An 11,223-nucleotide genomic window follows, 5' to 3' on the forward strand; every position below is an offset into this window, starting at 1 on the left:
GACACCGCGCTGACACCTCCGAACTGGCATCGTGGGGATCATGCGCGTACTCGTCGTCGAGGATTTCGAGGTTCTGGCTCGTACGGTTGGGACCGGATTGCGACGGGAGGGCATGGCGGTCGACGTGGTCCTCGACGGCGACGCAGCCCTCGAACACCTGTCCGTGAACCGCTACGACGTGGTGGTGCTGGACCGGGACCTGCCCGGCGTGCCGGGCGACGAGGTGTGCCGGCGTATCGTGGACGATCACGCGGCGACGCGGGTGCTGATGCTGACCGCGGCCGCTACGGTGAAACAGCGGGTCGACGGCCTGGGACTGGGCGCCGATGACTATCTGCCCAAGCCCTTCGACTTCGCCGAACTGGTGGCCCGGGTCCGAGCGCTCAGCCGTCGGCCGGGCACGGCCGTGCCACCGATCCTCGACAACGGAGAAGTGACGCTGGACCCGAACCGGCGCGTCGCGACCCGCGCCGGACGGCGGCTGGACCTCAGCCCGAAGGAATTCGCCGTCCTGGAGTGCCTGCTCGCCGCGCACGGCCGACTGGTGTCGGCGGAAGAACTCCTCGAACAGGTCTGGGACGAGGCGGCGGACCCCTTCACCACGGCGGTGAAGACGACCATCCGCCGGCTGCGGGCCAAGCTGGGCGAACCGCCGATCATCCACACCGTGCGCGAGGGCGGGTACCGGATCGGCGAACCATGATGAGGCGCGTCCGAATTCCCCGGCGAAGCCTGCACCTTCAGCTCACCCTCCTGTACGCCGTACCCTTCCTGCTCTCCGGCATCGTGCTGCTCGCCATTCCGCTGCTAGGCACCAAGCAGGTCGTGCCCGCAGGTCCGTACGCGGGCCCCGCCGACGTCCAAGGCGACAACAGCCACCTCGACCAGCAGCTCACCAGCTCAGCGGTGGGCATCGCCGGAATGGTTGTCGTCTCTCTGGCGCTCGGCTGGTTCGTCGCCGGCCGGTTCCTGCGCCCCCTGCGCAACATCACGGCCACCGCTCGCGACATCTCCGCCAACAACCTGCACCGGCGGCTAGGACGGACCGGTCTGCACGACGAGTTCACCGAGCTCGCCGAGACCCTCGACGACCTGTTCGAGCGTCTGGAGGCCTCGTTCGAATCGCAGCGGCACTTCGTCGCCAACGCCTCACACGAACTGCGCACCCCGCTCACCGCCGAACGGACAGTGCTCCAGGTTGCGCTCGCCGACCCGGACGCCACCGTCGAGACACTGCGCTCCGCCTGCCACGAGGTCCTCGCGCTCGGCCAACAGCAGGAACGCCTCATCGAGGCACTGCTCACCTTGGCGCAAGGCCAACAGAGTCTCCAACTGAACACCCCACTCGACCTCGCTGACACCGCCACCAAGGTGCTCGCCTCCCGCCAGCAGGACGCCGATCGTCGAGGAATCCAGGTGCAACCCACTGTCGAACGAGCGCCCGCGGCAGGCGATCCCCACCTGATCGAGCGCCTGGTCGTCAACCTGCTCGACAACGCCGTACGGCACAACAGCCCGGGCGGCTGGGTCAAAATCAGCACGACGACCACCGCAACCCAGAGCACCATCCGGGTCAGCAACTCAGGACCGGTGATCCCACCCGACGAACTCGAGGCGCTGTTCCAACCATTCCGTCAGCTTGGCGGCCGGCGGACGAGGCACCCCGACGGCCACGGCCTCGGCCTCGCCATCGTCCGCGCGATCGCCACCGCGCACAGAGCGGCCCTCAGCGCCCGGCCCCGACGCGCGGGTGGCCTCGACATCGAGGTTCGGTTCCCACACCAAGCACACCACCCGATCGAGTCCCCGGCTCGACGCACACCGTCGGCGGGGATAGGGCCGACACCCGGGCGTTGGCGCGACGGATCGGCATAGAGCGCGTGGTGCGTTTGTGGTGCCAAGCGGGGGTGGTTCAAGTGGTTGCAGCGCCGTGGAGTCGCCTCGACTGTGGCTGTGGTTGCAGCCAGTAGGCGCAGTCTCCGCCACGAGGGCCACTCAGCCGTGGCTAATCCCCTGGTCGGCCGGTAGGCGCATCACCGATGATTACGACCATGGCCACGACCCGGCAAGCTGACATGTCTACCGACGGGGCGCTCGACGGCCACTTGGGTGGCAATGCCGCCTCGATCCGGGCGACGGCCCGCGCCCTGGCGAAGGTCGAGTCCGCCGTGGCCGTGGTGCTCGTCGAGGGCATCAGCGACCAGATCGCACTGGAAACGGCCGCAGTGGGTCGCGGCCGGGATCTCGAGGCGGAGCGGGTCGTGATCGTGCCGATCGGCGGGGCGCACGCGATCGGCCGCTTCCTGACGAGGTTGGCCCCCCTGGGCACCCGGGTGCGACTTGCCGGTCTGTGTGACCTGCGTGAGGAGGAGATATTCCGGCGCGGACTGGAGGTGACCCGTGTTGGCTCACCCCGCACGCGCGCCGACATGGAGCACCTCGGGTTCTACGTCTGCGTCAAGGATCTGGAGGACGAGCTGATCCGCGCCCTGGGTGCCGCCCGGGTCGAAGCACTCTTCGACTCGCAGGGCGACCTCCGGTTGTTCCGCTCGTTCCAGAGCCAGCCCGCCTGGCGCGGCCGGGAGCCCGAAGCGCAGATGTGGCGGTTCCTGCGCAGCAGTTCGCGCCGTAACCTGCGCTACGCACGCCTGCTCGTCGAGGCGGCAGTTGACCGGGATACCTTGCCGCGGCCGCTCGACGCGCTGCTCACCGTCGTCTGACCCACCGAAGGTCAAGCCTTCGACCACGCCGGCGGTGGCTGACGTTGATTCGGCTGTCCGCTTCGGGACTGAGCCGCCTTCGCGGCCGACGCCCTCGGCCAACCTGATCCTGACGCCGGGTGTCCGCCCGTCGTGGAGATCGGAGGAGCGATGAGGACCCACCCCCGATGGCGGTCGACCGGCACGATGCTGGTCGCCGCCCTGGCCACCGCACTGGTCGCCGCCCTGCTGCCCGCCTCGCCCGCGTTCGCGCTGCCGTCCGGCAGCGGTTGGTCGGCCTCGTGGAGCTACTACCACCCCAGCGCCTACCAGTACGCCGGCACCCTGCCGGGCGTGCGGCTGACCGGGTACGCCACCGACAACTCGGGCACCAGCACGACGGTCGGCACCATCGAGGACACCGCCGCCGACGCCCGCTGCGCCAGGGTGATGCTGTACGCCAACGGCGTCGGCTACATCGCCGACCGGACCACCTGCGGCAACGGCAGCTATCTCACCTACTCCACCGGCAGTTACAGCCAGGGGCTCCTGGTGATCGTCTACCGGATGATCCAGGGGACGAACACCCAGGACAAGGGGTTTGCCATGTTCGTCCCCGGCTCGTCGGCCGACCCGGAGCTGCGGACCGTGGGCACCGGGGCGAGCTGGTCGTACTACACCTCGACGGCGTTCCAGTACACGGTGACCCGTCCCGGGGTGCGGCTGACCGGCTACGGCGCCCACCAGTACGCGGACCAGCGCTCCTCGCTGAACACGGTGGAGAAGACCGCCGGCACGGTGGGCTGCGCCACGGGCAAGGTCACCGGCGGCGTGACCACCAGCGGCGGCACCTGCGTCAACGGCGGCAGCACGTCCTTCCACCGGTCCGACCTGACCAACAACCTGGAGGCGTCCGCCTGCTACCAGCCCTTCCTCGGCACCCGGCGGTGCGTGGCGATCACCATCCCCGAGCCCTGGTGACCCGGCCGACCCGATGCCCCCGGCCGGCCCGGGGGCATCGGGTCCGTCACCGACGGGTCTTGGGCAGGTCGAACTGGTCGGCGGCCTTGCAGTCGCGCGTGCCGCCGACGGCGCCCGGCCCGACCCGGTCGAGCGCCTGGCGTGCCCGGACCCGGCCCAGGTTCCAGGCGTACCAGGGGTCCGGCTCGTCGAGGTCGTCCGCGATCCAGCTCAGGGTGCAGCGGCGCACGGGGTCCGGCAGGCCGGACAGGGCGGGTGTCGCGTCGGCCGAGAGCGCCCGCAGGTACCAGGCGTCGATCTTCCCCGTCTGCTCGTAGCGGGCGATGTTGCGGCGCGCCGCGTAGTCCTCGGGGTTGAGCACGGCCAGGCCCAGCAGCATCGCCACGGCGAGCGCCACGGTCAGCCGGGGGATCCAGGCTCCCCGCCACCGGATCCCGGCCGCCAGGATCATCAGGAAGACGGTGCCGAGCAGCAGCTCGAACGCCATCACGAAGAGACGTTCCCCGGTGAAGCTGTAGGCCTTCTGGTACGTGTACATCCGGGACAGCGCCGACACCACGATGACGAAGCCGAACGCGCTGAGCAGGCCGAGCAGGATCCGGAGCAGATGGCGCTCGACCGGACGCTCCCGCCGTGCCCACCGGGCCACCCCGGCGAGCACCGCCAGCGTCAGCATCGTGACGACGACGAGCTGCCAGAACCCGCTGCGCGCGTACTCGGCGTAGCTGAGGCCGGCAGTGCGCAGCACGTGCCGCTCCCCGCCGAACAGGACGGTGAACTGCACCGCCACGAAACCGCCGAACAGCAGCGTCAGCGCGGTGATGACCGGTGCCCACTCCACGACGCCGAGGCGGGGCGTGCCGGGCCGGTCCACCGTCGACAGGTCGGGAGGCGCGGCCAGCGTGTAGACGGCGGCGACCGCGCTCAGTCCGCCGATGCCGGCGAGGAAGAGCCATTCGAACCTCGCGCCGGCGTCGACCTCGGGGATGAGCCCGTCGAGCACCACGGAGAAGGCGCCGTCGGCTGACGAGAGGAGCGCACCGAAGACGACCAGCGCGGCCACCGTGGCCGCGGCGGACCCGACGACGCGACGGGCCAGGCCCGGGCTCGTCGGGGCCTTGAGGTGGCCGCCCACCCACGGCAGCCCCCGCAGCGCCGCGAACGGCGCCGCCACCAGGCTGAACAGGATGGAGCGTACGAGCCGGCCGCCCATGATCGCGAGGGTCGCGCAGCCGAGCGCGCCGAGGACGCAGAACGTCACCAGCCACCAGGCGTTGCGGAAGGCCAGGACCGAGAGCAGCGCCAGCGCGGCCCCCGCCCAGCCGGCGCGGACCCAGCGCTCGGCGCGCGGCAGGTCGGCGCCGGTGCGGCGGACCGCGACGACCACCGCGACGGTCAGGGTGAGCCAGCCCAGGAACCAGCCGATGCCGGTGCGGGTCAGCGGCACGAAGCACGCCAACCCCAGCGCCCCGGCGAGGACGGCGGCCGGCACGGAGCGGTCCCGCGCCGCCTTCGGGCCTGGCCACCGCGTCTTGAGGAACGACGGCCGGACCGGCGGCGGCTGGTAGCCGCGGTACGGCGCCGGCCACGCGGCCGGCGTACCGGTCCCGTACGGCGCCTGGTGCGGGGCGGCGGTCGGTGGCGGGGCCGCGACCGGCGTCGGTGCGGCGGCGGGTGCCGGCGCGGCGACCGGTTGGGGCGGCGTGCTCGCCGCAGCCGCCGGGGTGGCGACGGCGGGCGGCGCGCCGGCAGGGGAGGGCGACGGGTTTCCGGCGGAGGACGCCGTCGCCGCACGCGCGGCCTCCGGCGCCGGCTCGACGGCCGACGGCGAGCCCTTCGCCTCGGCGGCGGCCGTCGGGGCCGGTCGGGTGTCCGGGTCCGCCCGCCTCGGCACGACGGCCGGCCGGACCTCCCCGTCCGCCTGCTGCGGCACGACGGCCGGGCGGGCGTCCGTGCCCGCCGACGTCGGGGCGGTGGCGGCCGGGCGGGCGTCCGTGCCCGTCGGCGTCGGCGTCGGGGCGGCGGCGGTCGGGTCCGTGTCCGTGCCCGTCGGCGTCGGGGCGGCGGCCGGCACCAGCGGGATGAACACGGCGTACCCGCGCGTGCCCGGCGGGATGCTGACCGGGATCGCCCACGCGGGCGTGCCCTCCGCCCCGGGCCACACCATGGTGGGCGGCGCACCGTCGACGGGCGGCATGACGAGCAGGTACGGCGTCGCGTGCCCGGGGTTCTCACCGGCGGTGCTCGCGGGCCCCCCGGCGGTATCCGGGGAACCCGGCACCGGTGGCGGCTGGGTCACGGGACCCTCCTTGATCGAATGGTCCGCACACTGTACGACCGATCCCGATCCCTTCGCCGCCCGGTGAACGCTCCGCGATCCGCCCCGCACGCAGAGGTGATGCCGGGTGGTCGGCGGGGTCGGCCGTTCAGGGTGGTCAGACCGGAATCGCGGATCGCGCCGGTGGCCATTCCGAGAATGCGCAACCAACCGGGTATGCGGGCCGCCGCCACGAAAGGCGCGGGCCGCCGCTATGAAAAGGCGCGAGGCGCCGCCACGAAAGGCGCGGACCCGCGTTAACCTCCCGGCGCGGCCACCGCGTTCACCTGGCGGGAGGTACGCATGTCCGACAGCCCGCACCCGCCGCCACCGGAGGGCTTCGCCGAGTTCGTGGCGGCCCGGTCCGGCGCCCTGCTGCGCTCGGCGTGGCTGCTGACCGGAGACGCCGGCCGGGCGGAGGACCTGCTCCAGACCGTGCTCGCGGTCGCCTGGCGGCGCTGGCCCGGCATCATCCACGGCGGGCATCCCGAGGCGTACCTGCGGCGGGCGCTCTTCACCACGTACGCCTCGTGGTGGCGGCGGCGGTGGCGGGGCGAGGTGCCGGCCGCCACGACGCCGGAGACGTGCGGGACCGGCGACGTGGCCGGCGAGTCGGCCGACCGGGACGCGGTGCGCCGCGCGCTGGCCCGGCTCAGCCGCCAGCAGCGGGCGATCGTGGTGCTGCGGTACGTCGAGGACCTGTCCGTGGAGCGGACCGCGCAGGTGCTGGGCTGTTCGGTCAACACGGTCAAGGTGCAGTCCTCGCGCGCCCTGCGCAGCCTGCGCGCCGACCCGGATCTGCGGTTGTTCACCGATCGGGAGGTCGTGCCATGAGTTCTGACGACTCCGACGTCCGGCGGCTGCTCGCCGACGCCGTACCGCCACTGGCGGCCCCGCCGGACCGGTTGGCGGCGGTCGGCTCCCGGGTCCGCCGGCGCCGGCGGCGGCTGGCCGCCGGCTCGGCGGCGGCCCTGGTCCTGGCGGTGGGGCTGACGGTCGGGGTGCCGCAGCTCGTCGCCGGCGACCGGGGCGGTCCCCGGCCGGCGCCGGTCGCCACCGGCGGGCCGGTCGGTGCGGCGGTCTGCCCTGACGACATCAGCCGGAGGCCCGGGCTGGAGTCGGTGCGCTACGGCGACGACGTGCCACTGGTGCCGGCGGGCGCGGTGGAGGTCACCGCGTGCCAGGTGCCGGTCGGCGGGGGGCCGCGGGCGGCGGACCGCGTCGGCCCCCGGGTGCTCACCGCCGGGGTCGACGAGATCGTCGGGCTGCTCAACGCGATGCCCCCGATCAACGCGATGCCACCGACGCGGACCGGGCCGGACGGGCGGCCCCGCGTGACCGACCCGACCAACCCGGGGCTGCGGTGCACCCTGGTGGCCCGGTTCGAGGAGACCGCCTACGTGCTGCGCTACCCCGACCGGGCGCCAGTGACCGTGTGGACCGACGACAACTGCGCGGTCGCGGTCACCGCCAGCCACGGCCGAAGGCTGGACCGCCGGCTGTTCGGCGCGTTCCTGGACCGGTACCGGGCGCAGCTCGCCGCGGCCACCGACCCGGCCACCGTCGCCACCCCTGTCTGCCCGACGAGCATGCCCGTCGACCGGGTCCGGCTGACCCCCTCGAACCCTGGGCCGCCCGACCGGATCGCGGTCAACCAGGCCGGGCACGACAGCGTCCTGATGACCCCGCTGGTCGCGTTGGCCGCCTGCCGGTACGAGGTGGACGGCGAGAGCGCCCGGCTGGTGCGCCGGGAGACCCGGCGCGACGGGGCGGACGCGTTCCGGCCGGTGCTCAACGCGGCCTTCGCCCGTTCGGTGCCGGCCAGCGACTGCGGCGACTGGCCGGGCTACCCGCCGCCGACCGCGTTCGACACCGTGACCGTGGCGGACGCGACCGGTGCCACCGCCGAGTTCTGGGTCCGGCACACGCCCTGCCGCAGCGCCGTCCGCGCGCACCACCGGGGCAGCGAGCCCACGCCGGAGCTGCTCGCCGCCCTCACCCGCTTGCTCGGGCCACTACCCCGCTGACCTGCCGACGGCGGCGCCGGGTGGGGACCCGACGCCGCCGGGCCGGTCAGACGTACGGCCGGGTGGCGTACGCGGCCCGCAGCGCGGCCAGCCCCACCGGCTTCGGCGCCAGCGTGCCCCAGCCGGAGTTGAAGTAGTTGGTGCACACGATCCGGGGTCCCCGCTCGGCGTTGAGCTGGGCGATCGCGGCCGGCACGGTGGCGATCCAGGCCGCCTGGTCCGGGACTTCCGCCACCCGTACGCCCCACTCGGCGACGATCACCGGCCGGGAGAGCGCGACCGGGCCGAGGTCGGCCACCGCCCAGTCCTTCGTCCGGCGGAACCGGGCCAGCGCGGTGTGCGCGGGGCTGGTGGCGTAGACGTTCCACTGGAGGAAGTCGAGTTTCGCCATCAGCGCCTCGGGGTGGGTGCGTTGGTAGCAGCCTCGGTCGAAGCCGCCCAGCCCCACCGAGAAGGTGGTGCCGGCGGGAAGCTGCCGCGCCTTGAACCAGTTGACGATGTACGTCATCGCCTGCACCGCCCGGGCGTCCGACTGGGCCCAGGTGTAGCTGACGCCCGCCTCGGTGGTGCCGAACTCGTGGTCGGTGTCCAGTTCGGAGGCGAGCTGGATGTTGACCCCGAACCCCATGGTCCGGTACTGGGACAGGGCACGGGCGAGCAGCCCGTCGCAGTGCCCGGCGAGGACCTGGCTGTAGCCGTACGCCCGGGGCCAGGTCGTGCCGGGCCGCTGCTGGATGGTCATCGCGGGCGCCGGGACGGTGTAGGTGACGCCGTCCACGGTGAAGGACTGCGGCCCGGCGTTGGGCGCGCCGTAGTGCTTCAGCTCCAGCACCATGTTCATCCGCACCCCGGCCTTGCCCAGCGTGACCAACCACGGTCGCTGGTAGCCGGGGAAGATGTAGCCGTCGGCGAGGCTGCGGTACTGGGTCAGCGCGCGGAAGTTCCCGCCGGCCATGTCGGCCGTCGGGTCGGCGCCGCCGGAGAGGTAGTAGCCGCCCAGCACCGGCGCGGCGATCGTGTAGTCGGCGGTGGCGGTGGCGGTGCGCCCGCCGTTGTCGCGCACCGTGACGGTGACCCGGGGCATCACGCCACCGCCCGGTAGACGGCCACCGAGCCGTTGTCCGACAGCCGGGTCCAGGTGCGGCCGGAGTCGTCGGTGACGGTGACGGTGAGCGGGTCGATGACGGCGGTGACCTTGACCGGGGCGCTGCTGTTGCCCTGCGCGTCGGTGACCACGATCGTGACGGTCACCGGCTTCGTGTCGGCGTCGCCGTAGGTGACCGTCAGGGTCATCTGGTCGCCGGGTGAGTAGGTCGAGGCGTTCAGGGATGCGGTCGCGGTGGGAGCGGCCATTGCCGGCTCCTCTCGTGCTCGGTCGCCGGACCGGCTCCGGCGCGTGGTCACGGCCGGTCCGGCTGCGGAGGGATCGGGGTCGGGCGACGACCGGCCGCCGGGCACGCGACGGCGCGGCCGGGGACCGGTCCGGGGGTACGACTCGCCGACCGCGCTCGGCTCGGGGTCGCCGCGCGCGGCCCGACGGCCGCCGGAGTGGTGACGTCGGTGTCGGTGAGGCGGCACCGGCCCTGGCGCCCGGGACGGTGGCTGCCGGAGCGCGGCCTCGCGGTGCGCGGGCCGGTCGGCGCTGCGTTACGCCGGGGGCCGTCGCGGGGCCGGCTCGGTGGTGGCGGCGTCGGCGGGGACGGTGCTGTCCCCGCCGGACCCGAGGAATGGGATGTGGCCCGCCATCCTTACGCCTCTCACCTGCTACAACAGTGCGACGCCGAGGTGGCCGGCGTCCTGTCCGCTACCCGACCGCCGTTCCGTCAGCCAGCCGACTGCGGTCGGCGTGGAAGTGTGCGGTGCGCGTCGTCGCCGACCCGCTGCCGGTCCGCCGCGCGGCGGGTTCGCCGCGCTGCCGGTCCGCCGCGTGGCGTCCGGGGCGCTCGGGCGGCGTCCGGGGCGCTCGGGTGGCACGGCCGGCCCCGCCCCCGTCGTCAGTAGGCCAGCTCCACCGGCCGGCCGAGCACCCGGGCGCCGTTGTTGCCGAGCCAGCCCTCGGCCGCCGCCGCGTGCTGACTGAAGGTGTGGATGTCCCGGAACCGCCGCTGGAGCGGGGACGAGTCCCGGGCCGCCCCGCCGCCGGCCGCCCGGTAGCAGGTGTCGACCGCGGCGGCGGCCCGCTCGGTCACCCACGGCAGGGCGGCGGAGATCCGAGGGTGCAGCCCGGGGATCGCCGCCGGGTCCGTGGCGCACGCCGCCCAGAGGTCGTCGGCCAGGTCCCGCAGCAACGCCCGCGCCGCCCGCACGTCGAGATCGGCGCGGCCGAGCTGGAGGCGGAAGGCGGGCGAGTCGGCCAGCGACTGCCGGGCGTAGAGGCGCTGCCGGCCGCCGTCGAGCAGCGCGACCATGTCGTCCAGCGCGCCCTGCGCGATGCCGACCGCAACCGCGCCGAGGTGCAGGACGAAGTGGACCAGCGGTGCCACGAAGCCCGGCCCCGGCACACAGGGCGCGCCGGTGAACAGGTCGAAGCTCTCCTCCGCCGGGCAGAACGCGGAGGCCACCTCGACGTCGTGGCTGCCGGTGCCGCGCAGGCCCAGCGCGTGCCACGTGTCGTGCACCGTGAACCGGGAGGCCGGGAAGAGCATCGAACGCACCTCCGGCGGCGCCCCCGCCGGCCCGGGCAGCGGCTCGCCGTCCCCGGTCAGCACGCAGTTGCCGAAGATCCAGTCGGCGTGCCGCGCACCGCTCGCGTACGCCCACCGGCCGGTGACCTGGAAGCCGCCGTCGGCCAGCTCGGCCCGCCCCTGCGGAGCGAAGCCGCCCGCGACGACCACGTCCGGCCCGTCGACGTAGACCTTGTCGAACCGGTCGCGCGGCAGCATCGCCAGCAGGTGCGGCGTCTCCGCGCCGATCATCACCGTCCACCCCGTCGAGCCGTCCGCCCGCGCCAGCGTCTCCAGCACCCGCAGCCCGGTGCGCAGGTCCGCCTCGTACCCGCCGTGGCTGCGGGGGACGAACATCCGGAAGCAGCCGGCCGCCCGGAGCGCGTCGAGCAGGTCGGCGGGGAGCGCCCGTGCCGCCTCGATCTCCCCGGCCCGCCGGGACACCTCCGGGACCAGCGCGTCCACCGCCCCGACCAGCCGATCCCGGTGCCGCTCCTCCATGGTTCCTCCTCGCGTCGTGGCCCACCCACCACCGT

At 74.0% G+C, this 11,223-nt stretch carries 10 protein-coding genes; 6 read left to right on the forward strand and 4 right to left on the reverse strand.

What is annotated here, in order from left to right; all coding sequences use genetic code 11:
* The first annotated feature begins 40 nt into the window (after positions 1-40).
* The 4 genes from ACGF5C_RS10330 (at position 41) to ACGF5C_RS10345 (ending at position 3,680) form a co-directional block, all read left to right on the forward strand.
* On the forward strand, positions 41-703 hold the full coding sequence (locus ACGF5C_RS10330) for a response regulator transcription factor (protein ID WP_393299307.1): 663 nt from the start codon (positions 41-43) through the stop codon (positions 701-703).
* Positions 703-1,875 carry a sensor histidine kinase gene (locus ACGF5C_RS10335; RefSeq protein ID WP_393299310.1) on the forward strand — a complete coding sequence of 391 codons (1,173 nt, stop codon included), beginning with the start codon at positions 703-705 and terminating at the stop codon, positions 1,873-1,875. The genes ACGF5C_RS10330 and ACGF5C_RS10335 overlap by 1 nt, the downstream gene beginning before the upstream one ends.
* 176 nt (positions 1,876-2,051) lie before the next feature.
* Positions 2,052-2,720, forward strand: coding sequence for a TOPRIM nucleotidyl transferase/hydrolase domain-containing protein (locus tag ACGF5C_RS10340; protein ID WP_393299313.1), 669 nt, complete (start codon positions 2,052-2,054; stop codon positions 2,718-2,720).
* Positions 2,721-2,870: 150 nt separating this feature from the next.
* Positions 2,871-3,680, forward strand: a complete 810-nt coding sequence (locus ACGF5C_RS10345; protein WP_393299316.1) for a hypothetical protein — start codon at positions 2,871-2,873, stop codon at positions 3,678-3,680.
* A 46-nt stretch (positions 3,681-3,726) separates the two neighbouring features.
* On the opposite strand, the gene ACGF5C_RS10350 is transcribed toward ACGF5C_RS10345, so the two are convergent.
* Complete coding sequence (locus ACGF5C_RS10350) at positions 3,727-5,979, reverse strand: DUF4153 domain-containing protein (RefSeq protein ID WP_393299319.1); 2,253 nt, start codon at positions 5,977-5,979, stop codon at positions 3,727-3,729.
* A 321-nt stretch (positions 5,980-6,300) separates the two neighbouring features.
* On the opposite strand from ACGF5C_RS10350, the gene ACGF5C_RS10355 reads away from it, so the two are divergent.
* Both ACGF5C_RS10355 and ACGF5C_RS10360 read left to right on the forward strand, forming a co-directional pair.
* Positions 6,301-6,831 (forward strand): SigE family RNA polymerase sigma factor, encoded by a 531-nt coding sequence (locus ACGF5C_RS10355; protein ID WP_393299322.1) that lies wholly within the window; start codon positions 6,301-6,303, stop codon positions 6,829-6,831.
* Positions 6,828-8,024 (forward strand): hypothetical protein, encoded by a 1,197-nt coding sequence (locus ACGF5C_RS10360; RefSeq protein ID WP_393299325.1) that lies wholly within the window; start codon positions 6,828-6,830, stop codon positions 8,022-8,024. The genes ACGF5C_RS10355 and ACGF5C_RS10360 overlap by 4 nt, the downstream gene beginning before the upstream one ends.
* A gap of 46 nt (positions 8,025-8,070) precedes the next feature.
* Here the strand turns inward: ACGF5C_RS10360 and ACGF5C_RS10365 are convergent, their stop codons facing one another.
* From ACGF5C_RS10365 to ACGF5C_RS10375, 3 genes are all read right to left on the reverse strand, one after another.
* Positions 8,071-9,108: a hypothetical protein gene (locus tag ACGF5C_RS10365; RefSeq protein ID WP_393299328.1), complete on the reverse strand. Its 1,038-nt coding sequence runs from the start codon at positions 9,106-9,108 to the stop codon at positions 8,071-8,073.
* Positions 9,108-9,377, reverse strand: a complete 270-nt coding sequence (locus ACGF5C_RS10370) for a hypothetical protein (RefSeq protein ID WP_350686327.1) — start codon at positions 9,375-9,377, stop codon at positions 9,108-9,110. Before ACGF5C_RS10370 ends, ACGF5C_RS10365 begins: the two co-directional genes overlap by 1 nt.
* 641 nt (positions 9,378-10,018) lie before the next feature.
* Positions 10,019-11,188, reverse strand: coding sequence for an acyl-CoA dehydrogenase family protein (locus ACGF5C_RS10375; RefSeq protein ID WP_393299331.1), 1,170 nt, complete (start codon positions 11,186-11,188; stop codon positions 10,019-10,021).
* Positions 11,189-11,223 lie beyond the last annotated feature (35 nt).

It is taken from the genome of Micromonospora sp. NPDC047620 (assembly GCF_043205005.1).
In the GTDB taxonomy this organism is placed as follows: Bacteria; Actinomycetota; Actinomycetes; order Mycobacteriales; family Micromonosporaceae; genus Micromonospora.